This is a genomic window from Paraburkholderia sp. SSBN10T, assembly GCF_056619545.1.
The window spans coordinates 327,496-343,196 of record NZ_JBWQQI010000001.1 but is presented as its reverse complement, the minus strand read 5'-3'; the positions used below and the strand labels follow the sequence as shown (position 1 = coordinate 343,196).

At 63.2% G+C, this 15,701-nt stretch carries 15 protein-coding genes; 4 read left to right on the top strand and 11 right to left on the bottom strand.

Annotated features, from left to right (window positions below; all coding sequences use genetic code 11):
- Positions 1-53 precede the first annotated feature (53 nt).
- From AC1ECK_RS01600 to AC1ECK_RS01585, 4 genes are all read left to right on the top strand, one after another.
- Positions 54-1,238 (top strand): ABC transporter ATP-binding protein, encoded by a 1,185-nt coding sequence (locus tag AC1ECK_RS01600; RefSeq protein ID WP_480315184.1) that lies wholly within the window; start codon positions 54-56, stop codon positions 1,236-1,238.
- Positions 1,235-2,125, top strand: coding sequence for an ABC transporter permease (locus AC1ECK_RS01595; protein ID WP_480315183.1), 891 nt, complete (start codon positions 1,235-1,237; stop codon positions 2,123-2,125). Before AC1ECK_RS01600 ends, AC1ECK_RS01595 begins: the two co-directional genes overlap by 4 nt.
- Positions 2,122-2,964 carry an ABC transporter permease gene (locus AC1ECK_RS01590; protein ID WP_480315182.1) on the top strand — a complete coding sequence of 281 codons (843 nt, stop codon included), beginning with the start codon at positions 2,122-2,124 and terminating at the stop codon, positions 2,962-2,964. The genes AC1ECK_RS01595 and AC1ECK_RS01590 overlap by 4 nt, the downstream gene beginning before the upstream one ends.
- 66 nt (positions 2,965-3,030) lie before the next feature.
- Positions 3,031-3,834: a DUF72 domain-containing protein gene (locus AC1ECK_RS01585; protein WP_480315181.1), complete on the top strand. Its 804-nt coding sequence runs from the start codon at positions 3,031-3,033 to the stop codon at positions 3,832-3,834.
- A 26-nt stretch (positions 3,835-3,860) separates the two neighbouring features.
- Here AC1ECK_RS01585 and AC1ECK_RS01580 read toward each other — a convergent pair whose 3' ends face one another.
- From AC1ECK_RS01580 to AC1ECK_RS01530, 11 genes are all read right to left on the bottom strand, one after another.
- Positions 3,861-4,919 (bottom strand): hypothetical protein, encoded by a 1,059-nt coding sequence (locus AC1ECK_RS01580; RefSeq protein ID WP_480315180.1) that lies wholly within the window; start codon positions 4,917-4,919, stop codon positions 3,861-3,863.
- A gap of 39 nt (positions 4,920-4,958) precedes the next feature.
- Positions 4,959-6,011, bottom strand: coding sequence for a LacI family DNA-binding transcriptional regulator (locus AC1ECK_RS01575; protein WP_480315179.1), 1,053 nt, complete (start codon positions 6,009-6,011; stop codon positions 4,959-4,961).
- A 128-nt stretch (positions 6,012-6,139) separates the two neighbouring features.
- A complete protein-coding gene (locus AC1ECK_RS01570) occupies positions 6,140-7,549 on the bottom strand; it encodes an MFS transporter (RefSeq protein ID WP_480315178.1) in 1,410 nt (469 codons plus the stop codon).
- A gap of 24 nt (positions 7,550-7,573) precedes the next feature.
- A complete protein-coding gene (locus tag AC1ECK_RS01565) occupies positions 7,574-8,326 on the bottom strand; it encodes an SDR family NAD(P)-dependent oxidoreductase (RefSeq protein WP_480315177.1) in 753 nt (250 codons plus the stop codon).
- Positions 8,323-9,168 carry a hypothetical protein gene (locus AC1ECK_RS01560; protein ID WP_480315176.1) on the bottom strand — a complete coding sequence of 282 codons (846 nt, stop codon included), beginning with the start codon at positions 9,166-9,168 and terminating at the stop codon, positions 8,323-8,325. Before AC1ECK_RS01560 ends, AC1ECK_RS01565 begins: the two co-directional genes overlap by 4 nt.
- Positions 9,165-10,064, bottom strand: a complete 900-nt coding sequence (locus tag AC1ECK_RS01555) for a CoA transferase subunit A (RefSeq protein WP_480315175.1) — start codon at positions 10,062-10,064, stop codon at positions 9,165-9,167. The genes AC1ECK_RS01560 and AC1ECK_RS01555 overlap by 4 nt, the downstream gene beginning before the upstream one ends.
- An 81-nt stretch (positions 10,065-10,145) precedes the next feature.
- Entirely contained in the window at positions 10,146-11,153 is a 1,008-nt protein-coding gene (locus AC1ECK_RS01550; protein WP_480315174.1) for an ABC transporter permease, read from the bottom strand.
- Positions 11,150-12,124, bottom strand: a complete 975-nt coding sequence (locus AC1ECK_RS01545; protein WP_480315173.1) for an ABC transporter permease — start codon at positions 12,122-12,124, stop codon at positions 11,150-11,152. The genes AC1ECK_RS01550 and AC1ECK_RS01545 overlap by 4 nt, the downstream gene beginning before the upstream one ends.
- Positions 12,121-13,680, bottom strand: coding sequence for a sugar ABC transporter ATP-binding protein (locus AC1ECK_RS01540; protein ID WP_480315172.1), 1,560 nt, complete (start codon positions 13,678-13,680; stop codon positions 12,121-12,123). The genes AC1ECK_RS01545 and AC1ECK_RS01540 overlap by 4 nt, the downstream gene beginning before the upstream one ends.
- An 8-nt stretch (positions 13,681-13,688) precedes the next feature.
- Positions 13,689-14,636, bottom strand: a complete 948-nt coding sequence (locus tag AC1ECK_RS01535) for a substrate-binding domain-containing protein (protein ID WP_480315171.1) — start codon at positions 14,634-14,636, stop codon at positions 13,689-13,691.
- A gap of 181 nt (positions 14,637-14,817) precedes the next feature.
- Positions 14,818-15,699 (bottom strand): N-acyl homoserine lactonase family protein, encoded by an 882-nt coding sequence (locus tag AC1ECK_RS01530; RefSeq protein WP_480315170.1) that lies wholly within the window; start codon positions 15,697-15,699, stop codon positions 14,818-14,820.
- Positions 15,700-15,701 lie beyond the last annotated feature (2 nt).

Here is a 15,701-nt window from a genome sequence, read left to right as displayed (position 1 = left end):
AATGCGGAGCGCCCCATCGTCTCCGGTCACACACGTCTATGAAGGTGCAAGCGATGTTCCAATCCGCCAATCCGTTCTCCGGCGCCGCGGTGGGCGCCGAAGCGCCGGCCATGCCGCTGCGCTCGCAGCCCCTGTCGCTCGACGGCGTCAGCAAACGCTTCGGTGCGGTCACCGCGCTGGAACAACTGTCGCTCGAGGTGCGCGCGGGCGAGCTCGTCGCGCTGCTCGGTCCTTCCGGTTGCGGCAAGACCACGACGCTGCGGCTGATCGCCGGTTTCGAGTTTCCCGATACCGGCGCGATCCGCATTGCCGGACGCGAGGTGACGAATCTGCCGCCGAACCGGCGCGGGCTCGGCATGGTGTTCCAGAACTACAGTCTGTTTCCGCATCTGACGGTTGCCGAGAACATCGCGTTCGGGCTGCGTATGGCGGGGGTGCCGAAGCGCGATCGCGGCGCGCACGTCACGCGGATGCTCGATCTGATCCGGCTGCCCGGTTTCGGCGAGCGCCGCATCGCGCAGATGTCCGGCGGCCAGCAGCAGCGCGTCGCGCTGGCGCGCGCGATCGTCACGAATCCGTCGGTGCTGTTGCTCGACGAGCCGCTCGGCGCGCTCGACAAGAATCTGCGCGAGAACATGCAGTTCGAGCTCAAGTCGCTGCAAAGCAAGCTCGGCATCACGAGCGTGATGGTCACGCACGATCAGGAAGAAGCGCTGACGATGAGCGACCGCGTCGTCGTGATGAATCACGGCCGCATCCTGCAATCGGGCACGCCGAACGAAGTCTACGACCGGCCGCGCACGCGCTTCGTCGCGGAGTTTCTCGGCGCGGCCAACATCCTGCCGTTCGCGCTCGTGCACAGCGAGCGGAACTGGCTCGATGTGTCGCTCGGCGCGGCGCGTGGCGACAGGTCGGTGACGTGCCGCGTCGCGCATGCGCTGAGCCGCACGCTCGCGGCCGGCATGACCGGCGACATCGCGGTGCGGCCCGAGAAGCTGCGCCTTGGCGACGCCCGCCCCGACGACATCCGCTTCGACGGCGTCGTGGCCGCACGCGTGTTCCGCGGCTCGCAGCACGCGTACCGGATCGACGTGCCGACGCTCAGCCAGACCGTCAGCGTCTATCAGCAGGCCGCCTCGGCAAGCGCGCTCGAGCCGGGGCATGCGGTCACCGTGTCGATCAGCCCCAACGACCTCGTCGTGCTCGAAGCCGAGCCGGGCGAAGGAGAGGCGCGATGAGCACGCTCGCCACCGTTCCCCGCGTGGCGCGCCGCCCGCGCCTGTGGATTTCGCCGTATGCCGTGCTGTGCGCGCCGGCGCTCTTCGTGCTGGCGATCTTCTTCGGCATGCCGCTCTACGAAAACGCGATGCGCAGCCTCGGCATCTCGGCGATCCCCGGCGCGCATTCAGCGTTCACGTTCGCGTACTACCACAAGCTGTTCACCGATCCGTACTACATCGGCATCCTGATCGAGACGCTGAAGATGAGCGTATTGACCACGTTCTGGTGTCTGATCGTCGGATACCCGGTCGCGTATTTCATGGTGCGCCGCTCGGGACGTTTCGCCGCTCCGCTGATGTTCGTGCTGATCATGCCGTTGCTGACGTCGATCATCATGCGCACGTTCGGCTGGAACGTGCTGCTGTCGCGGCACGGCCTCGTCAATGAGGCGCTGCTCGCGCTCGGCCTCATCGCGCAGCCGCTGCGGATGACGCAGAGCGCGACCATCGTCTATGTCGGCAACGTCCACGTGATGGTGTCGTTCATGGTGCTGTCGATCATTCCGGTGCTGCGCTCGGTCGACCAGCGTCTGGAAGAATCCGCCCGCGTGCTGGGCGCCGGTGCGCTGCGCGCGTTCCTGCTGGTCACGTTGCCGCTTTCGGTCGAAGGCATCGTCACGGGTTGCCTGATCGTGTTCATGATCATCAACGGCAGTTTCATCGGCGCGTTGCTGCTCGGCGGCGGCAGTGTCGTGACGCTGCCGTTGCTGATTTTCCAGCAATTCAGCCAGTCGCAGGACATGGGGCTCGCGAGCGCGATGGGCAACCTGTTGCTGATCGTCGTGCTGGTCTGTCTGTACGCGCAAGGGCGGTTCAGCGGCCGCCGCGAGGAGGCACGCCAATGAGCACGCCCATCAGCACGCTCGCCCCGCCGTCGCATGGCGGCTCGCGTCTGCCCGAACGACTCGGCAACGGCATGATCGCGCTGTATATCGCGCTGTTCGTCGTGTTTCTGCTTGCGCCGATCGTGATCGTCGTGCTCGCCTCGTTCACGCCGGGCGAATCGGTCGCGGTGCCGGTCGATGGTTTGTCGCTGCGCTGGTATCGGCGTTTCATCGAATACAAGCCGTTCACCGACTCGCTGATCACGAGCCTGATTCTCGCCGGCACGGCGACCGCGCTCGCGATCCTGCTCGCGGTGCCCGCCGCGCTCGGGCTCGCAAACGCGCGCTCGCGCATCGCCAATGCGGCGATGTCGTTCCTGCTGTCGCCGATCGCCGTGCCGCCGCTGGTGATCGGCTTGTCTTCGCTGTATTACCTGTCGGAGCTCGGCATCGGCAATTCGTTTGTCGCGCTGCTGATCACGCATACGTGCGTGTCGGTGCCGTACGTGCTGCGCACCACGATCGCCGCGTGCAAGAACCTGAACCCCGGATACGGCGAGGCGGCGTCCGTGCTCGGCGCGAGCATCTGGCGACGCTTCTGGCACGTCACGCTGCCGCTGATTTCGCCGGGCATTTTCGCGGGCGCACTGTTTTCCGCGCTGATCTCGCTCGACAACCTAGGCGTATCGTACTTCTTCGGCAGCGCCAATACGACGACGCTGCCGGTCGTGATGCTCTCATACCTGCAGAATCAGTTTGATCCTTCGATCGCGGCCATCAGCACGGTGCAGATGGTCATCGCCATCGCGTTCCTGCTTGCGGTCGAGAAAATCTATGGCTTGCGATCGATGAACGGCTGACGGCGCAATCAATCGCTATGGCGGTTGCGTTAAGCTATGCACCATCACAACGATGGACAACCGCATATGGCAACGCACACGGAACCGCAAATCAGGGTGGGGATTGGTGGCTGGACGTATGCCCCGTGGCGCGGGGTGTTCTATCCCGAGGATTTGACGCAAAAGCGCGAGCTCGAATACGCGAGCCGTCAACTGACCAGCATCGAAATCAACGGCACGTTCTACGGCCTGCAAAAGCCGGAGAGCTACATGAAGTGGCACGACGAGACGCCCGACGATTTCGTGTTCGCCCTCAAGGCGCCGCGTTACGCGACCAACCGGCGCGTGCTGGCCGAAGCCGGCGACAGCATCGAGCGCTTCTTCGCCAGCGGCCTCACGCATCTGAAGCACAAGCTCGGACCGGTGAACTGGCAATTCGCGACGACCAAGCAATTCGACGCCGAAGACTTCGAGGCATTTCTGGCATTGCTGCCGAAGGAACTGGATGGACGCACGCTTCGGCACGCGGTCGAAGTGCGTCATCCGAGTTTTCGCAGCGAGGCCTTCGTCGCACTGGCGCGCAAATACGGTGTCGCGATTGTGCTGGCGAGCGATAGCGACTATCCGCGGATCGCCAGTCTGACCGCGCCGTTCGTCTACGTCCGCATCATGGGAACCACCGAAGCCCATGCGCAGGGGTATGCCGGGAAAGCACTCGACGCATGGGCGAAGCGCGCTCGCCAGCTTGCTGACGGCACCGTCCCTGACGATCTGGAACCGGTCGAAGCGCGCGCCGCCGCCAACGGCAGGCGCGAGGTGTACCTGTACGTGATCAGCGGCTTCAAGGAACGCAATCCGCTCGCGGCCAAGGCGCTAATCGAACGGCTTTGATCGGGGTTGTGACGCGCGATGCCTGATTACATCGCCGCCAGCCGGCGCAGCCTGCTGAAACCCGGCGCAGCGGGCACGCTGCAGGATGCCCAGCCCACGGTCGTGAGGCGGCCATCCGACGCGCGGCGGACCCAGACTTCCAGTTCGGCTTTGTGCCGGCCATCCGCTTGCGGTGCGAACCCGGTGATGACTGCGGTGATGGTGATCGGATCGAATACCTGCAATGGCGCGACGAATTTCAGCTTGAACCAGCCATCGATGAACCATGCGGCGCCGAACGCGCGCGCCATCGCGTCGCCGATCAGCCCTGCCTGCTGCTGTCCCTGCACGATGAGTGTCGGCAACTCGCCGGATCGCGCGATCCGCAGATCGTTGTGAATGTTGTGGACGTACTCGCCGATCCGCGAAAACACCGCGGCCTGCTCCGCCGTGACGATCTTCGTCACAGGCCGCAGTACGTCGCCGACGCGCGCGTCGCGCGTCACCACGTCGATCACGCGTGCGTCAGCGGGCACCTCACCGGTCACCCGCTTTTCCTGCGCCTGTTCGCTGCCGCGCCCGCCGATCTTGCCGGGCACCGTGCGCAGGATTTCGACGCCCCGATGCCGCACGATGCTGCGCCCATCTTCGCCACGCGCCTGCGCCTCCATCACGACGTAGCCCTGACCGCGGCGTTCGTAAGCCTCGACGTAGGCGCCGGACATCGTCACCTTCTCCCCCAGCCTGACGGGACTATCGAACCACATCTGCTCCTCGGTATGGAGCCCGACCGTCTTGCTCGCGCGATAGCGCGTCGTGAACAACTGCACGAGGTCGTTGCCAAGCAGACATGGCTGACCGATACGGGCACCGTCGAACGGACTCGATCCCTCGGCCAGATACCACGGATGATAGTCATCCTGCGTAAACGAAAAGCGCTTGATCTTGTGATCGTCGACGGTGATGGTGACGGGCCCTAGCGCCTCGGGAATCTCGAGGTTCTCGAACAGCGGCTCCTTGAGCCCGGCTTCCAGGTCGTCGACGCCGACGGCGAGCCGCGGATCGGTCAGATCGCGCCACGGCGCCGGCTGTTGCATGACGTTCATTTGCTGCACCTCACTGTAAAGCAACGGTCCGTGGCCGTTTCATTTACGCCGGGCTCGCTTTTTGGGCGCGGGGCCCGTTGAGCCACGCACAACGAGGCGCATAGGAAACAGCATCTGCTTCGCCTTCTTGTGCTTTTTCTTGATCCGGTCCATCAGTAACGTGGCCGCAGCGGCGCCCATTTCACGACGCTGCAGCGCGATTGTCGTGAGATTGATCGGCGCATACGATGCCAGTTCGATATCGTCGAGGCCGACGACGGACAACTGATCCGGTATCACGATGTTCGCTTCATGCGCGGCGTTCATCACGCCGATCGCGCTCATGTCGTTCGCGGCAAGGATGGCCGTCGGCCGGTTTCGCATCGCCAGAAACTCTTTCGCGGCACAATATCCGCCTTCGACGTGATAGTTGCCCTGCACGATCAATTCAGGATCGTCGTCGATGCCCAATCTCGCGACCGCTTCCTGGAATGCGATCATCCGCTCATCCGCCGTGCTCGACTCCCGAGGACCACGTATCAGTCCAATCCGCATGTGGCCCAGCTTGACGAGATGCTCGACAGCAGCCGAAATTCCCTCGTTATTGTCGGCACCGACATAGTCGTCCTGACGCTGGCGCGAGCGACGCTGAAGCAGAACGAACGGGGTGCCCGAATCCAGCAGTTCTCGCACGAGAGGCGGGTCGCTGTACTGGGAAAGCAGCACCAGGCCGTCGACCCGACGGTCGAGTAGCACCTTCATCTGCGCGACCTGCTTGTCCAGCATGCCATCCGTGTTGCAAACCAGCAGGCTGCATGATTCGCGCTCGGCGACGTCTTCGACGCCGCGCAGAAAATCCGGCGACGACGGGTTCGATATGTCGGCGAGCAGAACACCGAGCGTGAAGGTGCGCTGCATCCGCAATGCGCGGGCGACCACCGAGACGCGGTAACCCATGCGGTCCGCGATTTCCTGGATCCTGACGCGCGTTGATTCCTTGACGATTTCCTTTCCTGCCAACGCGTTCGACACGGTAGACAACGCTACGCCGGCTTCGCGCGCCACATCGTGAATGGAGACTTTAGCTTTCGAGCCAGTCGCTTTTTTTGTCACGGGACATTCCAGACTGCCGTGCGACACGTCGTCCCACGGCTGGTTGCAGATGCAGCTATTGTACTCAATCCCGATACCGATAAAAACGTTTTCGTCGCTTCATTTCGCCTCCATTCGGCTTACGGGATTCAGTCGTGAGCCGTGATCCGGGTGATATCCGCGTACCTTGTTTCGGGAGCGAGATAGGCACACACCCCTCCGATCAGCACGCATACGATGGTGGTCGCGGCGAGCGGCCACGGATCGCCGTGCGACCAGACGAGCAGCGCTGCCGACGCCATCGGCCACAAGCCAATCACGATGCTCGGAACCTGTGCCGCCAGCGAGATGCCAGTGTAGCGAACGCGAGTGCCGAACAGCTCGGAGAAGAAACTCGGCTCCACCGCGTAAGTCGCCCCGACGCCGAGCGTGTACGCGACGAAGTACAGCGCGTACACCAGCGGAATATTGCCCACTCGTAACGCCCAGAAGAACGGGAAGATCGTGATCACGCCGGCCGCCGCACCGAGCATGAAGGTCCAGCGCCGGCCAATGCGGTCCGACAGGCGGCCGAAGTAGAAGAACGCATAGATACCGCCGGCGGCGGCCAGGGTTCCCGCCCACAGGACGTGGGTGTCGGGTGTGCTCGTGTAGTGCGTCGCGTACGCCAGGCCGATCGTCAGCGTCATATAGCCGAACACACCCTCGCCGAGACGCATGCCCATCGCCAGAAGCAACGGCCTGAAGAAACGGAGAAACACCAGCGCGATCGGCAGCTTCGAATCCTCGTCACTCAACTCGCCCGCCGACCGCTTCGCTTCGATCTGGCGCTGCGCCACCTGAAATGCAGGCGTTTCGGTCAAACGCAGCCGGATAAAAAGACCCACGATGACCAGAACGATGCTGAGCAGGAATGGCACGCGCCATCCCCATGCCACCAGATCGTCGCGGGAGAGCCGGGAGACCAGCGCAAAAACGCCTGTGGCGGCCACCAGACCGATCGCGTTGCCGACCTGCGGCACGCTCCCGTACATCCCACGCTTTCCCTGCGGCGCATATTCGACCGCGACGAGCGACGCACCGCCCCATTCGCCACCTACGCCGAAACCTTGCAACAGGCGCAGGATGACCAGCAGCACCGGCGCCCAAACGCCAATCGACTGCGTGGTAGGCAGGCAACCGATCAAGAAAGTGGCGATACCCATCATCATGAAGGTGATGACGAGCGCCTTCTTGCGACCGAGCCGGTCGCCAATATCGCCGAAGACGATGCCGCCGAGCGGGCGCACGACGAAGCCGACACCGAGGATCGCGAATGCCTTGATAGCGCCCATCATCCGCGAGTTTTCGGGGAAGAACAGATCGCCGAACACCAGCGTCGATGCGGTTGCGAAGATGAAATAGTCGTACCATTCGACCGCCGTTCCGACCAGACTCGCGAACACAGCCCGCTTGAGCAAGGCAGCGCGTTCGGTCTCCGTCATCGGCTGCGCCGCCGGATCCGGCGCATGGTCGGGTTCATTGGTCCGGAATCCTATCGAGGTACTGCCCGATTTCATCGTGTCTTCCCCCCAAGTTATTGACTATGCGTGCCACAAGCGCGCGGAAACACCGCCGTCTACCAGCAGCGTCGTGCCGTTGACGAATGAAGCGTCTTCGCTCGCAAGAAACGCAATCGCGCTGGCCACTTCGTCCGGCCGGCCCAGCCGCCCGAGCGGCTGAAACGCCCTCATGCGGTCCAGCGCCTGATCCGGGTCCGGCGCCGTCTCCAGCCAGTTCTGCAACATCGACGTATGGATGACGCCGGGAGCCACCGCATTTACGCGGATACCACTGGACGCGAGCTCGACAGCCGCGCTGCGCGTAAAGCCCGACAAGCCGGCCTTCGACGTCGCGTAAGCAGTGAAATCTTCGATCGTCGCGCCGGAGTGAAAAGACGAAACGTTGATGACCGACGCACCGGGACTCTTTAGCAAATGCGGATGCGCGGCCTTCAGGAACAGCCACGAGGCGCGCAGGTTGACGTCCTGCACGCGGCCCCACTCCTGCAGCGTCATGTCCGTAAGCGGGCGTAGCAGTGAAATCCCGCCATTGTTGACCACGGTATCGAGACCACCGAATCGATCGACTGCGAGCCGTACCGCGGCGGTGGCCGTGCTCTCTTGCGCAATGTCGGCAAGCAGGAATGCCGCCTGGCCGCCCAGTTCGTCAGCGACGGCCTGCCCTGTCCGCGCAATATCCAGCAGTACTACGTTGTAGCCGTCCCGCGCGAAGCGCCGGGCGGTGGCCGCGCCGATGCCGTTCGCCGCGCCCGTGACGATTGCCGTTCTTGTCATCGACGTGCCTCTGTGCGATTCATCGAGGATGACCCGAGCAGAATACCCTTCGGGTCGACGTGACGACGCAGGCAATCCAGCTCTTCCACGCTGGGTAGCGGCGTGAGGGGAACGTCTGCCGTCTCGATGTCGAATCCGGTATGGGATTGCAACGCCCGCTCGGACTCCGAGTGAACCGAACGGACGCGCATGCGTCCCTGCTCCTTGTCGAAGTCGAAAATGCAGCGCGGCGTGACCACCCACTCCGGGCCGCCCCGCCGCAAGCCGAGCTTCGCCCGCCCGGCGAGCCCCCCCGGATAGCCGACGCCCGACACGTAATCGACCTTGCCGACGAAATTGCGCGCTTCGTGGTGCGGCATCATCACGTACTCGCGGCCGAAGAGCGTCATATGCTCGGGCTGAAGGATCGGCCCGACGAGACGCACCTTGGGCCGCCGGTAATCGCCGATGCAAACGCTGTTGATGTTGCCGACGCAATCGACCTGCACAGCCGAGCTAAAGCCGAAGTCGATGTCCCCGCGCTTGATCGCCCAGGGACCGGGGTAGCCCATCATCTGCGCCTCGCACGGCAGATCGCGCAGCACCGCATCGAACTCGGAGTCCGGCATGGTGTCGAGCGTGGTGAAATCCGGGTTGTGCGACCAGCCCGCGAGCAGAATGGTCAGGTTCGGCGCGTGCATCTGGCGCGCGAGCGTCATCGCGGCAAGCGGTATCGACGTGCCGTACAGGGCAGCCGCGCCGCCCGTCACGAGCCCCGTGAAGCCGACCTCGCCATCCTTGAACGAGCGGGCAAGGTTGACGGTCAGCAGCTCAGCCAGCGTATAGGTAGGCGCGGCGCTCATAGTGAGTCGGTCTCCAGCAGGGATCCCAGTCGGTGCGCGCCGATGAGATCGAGATAGGCTTGGTGCCCGGCAGGCGCGTAGACGTATCGATCCAGATAGTCCTTCAGGCTCTCGGGACTTTTTCCGGCCGCGGCGTACTCGCTAAAATGCAGATCGTCGATCCGGTAGCGCCCCAGCACAGGACACGGGTGAGCGCCGAATGGCGCCTCCACCACCATCGTCACCTTGTACGAAGGCAACAGGTTCTGATCCGCGTGGCGCTTCACATACTGTTTGGGCACGATGTTTTCGACGGTCACGATGACCGTGTCGCAGCCGCGCGCCATGATCGTGTCGAGGTTTTGCGGCAACAGGTGCCGGCGCGGGAACAGCACGTTACCCTGCTCATCGGCCGCGATCGCGTGAATCACCACGACTTCGGGATCGGCCGGCGGTACGGCATACAGCATCCGTCCGGTCAACGGACACTCGAACGGTTTGATCGCCGGATTGTGCCGGAGGATGTCGGTACCGCCCAGATAGTCGCAAGGCCAGAACGTCATCGCTTCCTGACTGGCGCGAAAGCGGTCGAAGCTCAGAATCTCGGGATAGTCGACCACCGAAATCGCACCGGCCTCGACCGCCCGACGAAAATTCGGCGCGAGACCGAAGCGCTCCAGCCCCACGTACGAGGTCTCGACCTGACGCACGCAGCCGGCGCCGACCAGCATATCGACTTCGTTGCCGTTGACTGTACCGACGATCGTCAAGTCTTTGCGTTGCGCGCGAATCAGCTCGCGCACCAAAGCCATCGGATGTTGATAGATCGCGAACCCACCGAGCGCCAGCCGGGTTCCGTCTGGAATGAGCTTTACCGCTTCTTCCAGGGTGCCTACCCTGGACGTTTTCTTGTCCACAACCACTCCGTCAGATGGGGGTAACGATATACCGCCGGGCCTTGTCTTTCCCGGCCAGTCTGATTCCGCTCAAGGGGCCACTCACGTCGTCTTCCGGCTATAGGCCAGCACGGCGAGGAGCAGGATTGCCCCTTTGACCGCTGGCTGAACGAGCGGCGAAATACCGACGAGATTCATCATATTGTCGACAAGCGCGAGGATCAGCACGCCAACGAACCCGGATAACAGGTTACCCTGCCCGCCGGTCAGACTGACACCGCCGATCGAGATCGCGGCAATCGAGTCCAGCGGCAACCATACGCCGGTATGCGGATCCCCATAGCCGACCCGCATCGCGAACAGCAGCCCCGCGACGGCGGCGACAGTAGAGCCGGTGGCATAGGCCGCCAGACTCACCCGCTCGACCGGGATGCCGGCAAGCCGCGCAGCGCGGCGATTGCCGCCGATTGCGAAGGTAAAGCCGCCGATAGAGGTGCGCAGATACAGCGTCCCAAGGACGAGAACCGCAAGCGCGGCCCAGAACGCGAGCGGAAGCCCCGCGAACTTTTCGCCATAGAAATTCATCATCGCGTGTGGAATGTGGTGGCCGCCGGCCGACGTATCGATGGTGCCGCCACGACTCCATAGTTTGGCGACCGAATAGCCGATCTGCATCGTACCGAGCGTCACGACGAACGCGGGCAGACGGACGAACGTGACGAGCAGGCCGTTCACCAGACCGAACACGCAGCCGGACAGTAGCGCGGCAAGACAGGCCAGCACCGGACCGGCATCGAGCGCGCTCACGAACACAACGCTCGACAGCGCGATGACTGCGCCGACGCTGAGATCGATCCCGCCCGTCGCGATGATGAAGAACTGCGCTGTCACCAGAACCAGCAGAATCGACTCCTGCTGGACAACGTCGAGCAGGTTGGACGGCCTCAGCAAAATGCCGCCGGAAGCGATCGCGCCGACCAGGACGACGGCGAGGAGAATGCAGGCGAGCCGCAACGTATCGCCGTGCGCGCCGCTCGAAGCCACGGAAAAGCGCGCCGTTCCGGCCTGCTGGCCGGCGCGTGCACCTGGATTGGCATTGGACGTCGTCATGCCTGCACCCTGCCCTTCGACTTGAACTGATTGAACTGGCTCAGCGCCAACGCCAGCAAAACGATGGTGCCTTTGACCGCGCCCTGCAGATCCGGCGTCAGGCCAGACAGATTGATCGCGCTGTCCAGCACTCCCAGCAGAAGCACGCCGGCGACGAGCCCTGTCACGCGTCCGATACCGCCAAACAGGCTTGCGCCCCCGATGATGACAGCCGAGATGCTGACCAGTTCGTAACCCGTGCCGGCCAGCGGATGACCGGTACCCATCCGCGATGCCATCAACACGCCGGCAAGACCGCCGAGGAAGCCCGATAGTCCATACACGACGAGCTTGACGCGCACGATCCGCAGGCCGGTGAGACGCGCATTCTCTTCATGGCCGCCCACGGCGTAGATCGCGCGACCCAGCGGCCATCCGGCGAGAAAGACGGCAAATCCGACTGCGCATGCGAGGAAAAACAGAAACGACACCGGCACGTCGAACAGGCGCAGACTGGAAAGCGACATCAGCGTTGCGTCGCCTAACGGAACGGGTTGAGCGCCCGTCATCGTCAGCGACAGTCCGCGCGCGAGGCTCATGGTTCCCAAGGTGGCCACGAAAGGCGGAATGCGCGTGAACGACACGATGAAACCGTTCAGGAGTCCGATCGCGATGCCGGCCAACGCGGCTGCCGCAATACCTGCGTGATAGCCAAGCGATGCGCTGACCATCGCGCAGACGACCGCTCCCAGACCGATAATCGATCCCTGGGACAGGTCGATTCCGCCGGTCACCACGATGCAGAACTGACCGAGCGCAATCAGACCGATGACCGAGTACTGGAAAGCGATCGCCGACAGGTTGAAGCGCGAAAGAAACGGCGGCTCGAACCAGGCGGAACACGCGAAAAGCACGACAAGCGCGAGCACCGTGCCGTGCTCCCCCAAACCACGCAGCTTCGTGAAGGATGATCGATGGTTCAGATGGTTCATATTCCGGCCCGTTCCTGCGCAACCTGGCGCCCCTGCGCGTCCGGCGTCTGGAAGGCCAGTGCCATCACCGACTCTTCGGTCGCCTGCGCTGCGCTCAGTTCCCCGGTGATGCGTCCTTTGGCCATCACGTAAATGCGATCCGACTGCGACAGAACTTCGGGCAGATCCGACGAAATCAGCAGCACGCCCAGTCCATTGGCCGCGAGCGCGCGAATGATGTCGTAAATCTCGCTTCGCGCACCGACATCGACGCCCCGCGTAGGTTCGTCGAGAATCAGGAGCTTCACGCCTGCCGCCAGCCAGCGGCTCAACACGACCTTCTGCTGATTGCCTCCGCTGAGCCTCGCCACCAGCGCCGCCGGGTTGCGCGGCTTGACCCCAGTGGCGGCAATTTGCGCCCCCACCGCCCTGCGCACCTGCGACCAGCGTACGAGACCACCGCGCGACAGCTTGCGAGCCAGCGTATAACCGACGTTTTCCCCGATGCTGCGGGTCAGCACGAGCCCGTCGAGCTTGCGGTCCTCCGGGACCATGCCGATGCCGAGCCGCACTGCATCGAACGGCGTACGCGGCGCGACTTCGCGACCGCTCAGGCGAATCGTGCCCTGCCGCGCAATGTCCGCGCCGAATATCAGGCGCGCCACTTCCGTCCTGCCTGCGCCCACGAGGCCCGCCATACCGACGATCTCGCCCTCGCGGACGTACAACGAGACGTCCGTCACCGCCGCACCATCGCCGAGCTGGCTCACTTCGAGGAGGACCGGTGCGTCGATCCGGGCCGCCCCTCGCTCCGTGCGGACCACATCGCGGCCCACCATGTCGCGCACGAGGCGATCGTGGCTATAGTCGGCGATCGGGCCTGAACTGGCGACGCTGCCATCGCGCAGCACGGTCACGCGATCGCCGATCTCGAAGACCTCTTCCATGTGATGTGAAATGAAGATGATCGCGATGCCGCGTTCACGCATGCGCCGGATCAACACGAAAAGCGCCCGCGTCTCCGCGCCGGTGAACACGGCGGTCGGTTCGTCCAGGATCAGGACCCGGCAGTCGTTGGTCAGCGACTTCGCAATCGCGATCATCTGTTGCTGCGCAATCCCCAGTTCTCGAACCGGCCGGTCCAGATCCGCGCTCACATGCATCGAATCGAGAATCTCGTTCGCGCGGGCCTTCATCCTCCTTCTGTCGATCATGCCGAACATCCCCTGCGGCGCGCGGCCCAGCAGGATGTTCTCCGCGCCGTTCAGGTTTGGGATCAGATCGAGCTCCTGATAGATCGTCGCGATGCCGAGTTGCCGGGCGGCGGCCGGCGTGAGGCGCTGAAAGCCCGAGCCGCGTGCGCGCAGATCGAGCCCGTCGAACCTGATCTCGCCTGAATCCGCATGATGGGCGCCGGACAGGATCCGGATCAGCGTCGACTTGCCTGCGCCGTTCTCACCCATGAGGCAATGCACCTCACCGGGGTTGAAATCGCAGGAGATGCCCTTGAGCACCTTGACCGGTCCATATGCCTTGCTGACGTCGCGCAGCGACAGTACAGGTGTGATCGTATTCATGCCGGAGCTCAGAATTTCAAGCCTTTTGCCTTGATCGAATTCAGATACGCGACGGCCTGATCCTTCTTGTCCGCGTCGAACACCTGAATCTTGAGGCCCTGCTCCGGCTGCACAACCTGTCCGGCGAGGAGCTTCTTCACGTTGTCGACCACGGCATCGCCGAAGTAAGGCGGCGTTTGCGTCTCGCGTGCGATTTCTCCGCGCGCGACGGCTTCGATGGCCTGGATCTGACCGCCTTCGCCTACGATATTGCCGAGCAGTTCGGTGCGGCCGGCCGCCTTGATGACCTGGATCGCGCCCATCGTCTCGTCGCTGTAATCCGACCACACGACATCGATCGATCCTTTCGGATAGCGTTGCAGCAGATCCTGCATGGTCTTGATGCCGCCTTCCTTGGTGAACTGGGCATTCGGCGAAGCAATGACCTTGATGTCCGGATAGCTCTTCATCACTTCGTCCCAGCCCGCTCGCGCATCCGCCACCGTCGACGCGCCCGGAATGCCCGCGAGCCGCACGACATTGCCCTTCGGCTTGCCGTATTTCGCCTTCAACAGTTCGACCGTCTTCTCCGCGAGCAACTTGCCCGAGGCGGCATGGCTCTGCACGATCGCGACTTTATACTCACCGCTACCAGGCGCCACCGACAGCTTGCGGTCGATGACGAGCATCGGAACCCCTGCGTCGTTCGCCATCTGTACGGCCGGCGCCAACGCCACCGATTCGATCGGCGACACGACGATGACGCTCGGCGACTGTGCGAGCAGGTTCTGGATGTCTGAGAGCTGCTTGGCAGGATCGTTGTCGGCAGACGTGCTGACCAGCTTCCAGCCGGTTGCCTTCATGTGTTCTTCCATGTCGTGCTGGCAGGTCTCTTTCCAATCGTTGCTCAGGTCGGACTGCGCGAACGCGACCGTGACCGGTTTAGCTGCGAACGCCGGCGCAGACGTTCCAATCACCCAGCACACACCTGCTGCCGAAAGCAGTGCAGTCGCCAATTTCCCGCTCGATAACATGTTCATCTCCATTCATCTTTTATATGTATGCCGAACTATCCCGTCTGGACGGTAGTTGTCGGCTTTCGCGCATTGAGAACGCATTGAGGTTGCAATCCGATCCCGGCGAATGACCGGGACTGGATCACGCCTTGGTCAAGCTCCTTTCTCCGTCGGCGACGGCAATTTCGAACACCCGTAGGCCTTCCCGGGTGAGCCGGCACGGGAACTTCGTTCCCAGCCGATCCTCGTGCACCGGCACGACGCGTCTGGGATCGCCTCCGGCGAGTTGCAGCATCCGGTCGATCGAAAGCAGGATTTCGGTGTGATTGCCGACAGCCAGTCCGACCGGCAGGTATTCGGGGTCGTCCGGGTTGCGCCCGACCAGGTTCTCGAAGCAGTACACGTTGTCGCCCGCGAAGATCCAGCTATCCTCGCTGTCGCGCTTCCCGTCGTTTCTCACCCGGACGAACATCGAGCCCCAGGTGTGCGTGTCGAACGCCGCGTGCAAATCGATGCCCGGCAGCACGTCCTCCATATCGCCGCTCACGCATTTGAGGCGCCCCTGACGAGCCAGGTCGACGGCGCGAAGAATGTCCGCCGGATCTGTCGCGGTCATCAGGAAACGAAAGCGGCGGTCGAGCGCCATCGCCCATACCCACTTCGACAGCTCACGCTCCTGGATGTAGAACGTCGCGTTTGGAAACGCTTCGATGCCGCCCATATGGTCGTAATGTGCATGCGTGAGAAATACGTGTGTGACGTCCTCCGGCGTGACACCGCATTCGCTGAGCACATCGCGCGGCGAGCGCCAGTTGACGATATCGAACTGTTCCGCAAGCACTGCGCCGTAGTCCTTGCGGTTAAAGCCCACGTCGATCATCGCCACGACACCCGGACCCTTGATCAGAACGTAGCCGAAGGGTATGCGTCGCGTCCCTTCGTTGTGTGCAGCGTAGATCTGCACACTCACTGGAACCGCTTCGATGTAGCTGTATTCCAGAACCCAGATCGAATACATTGCCATGG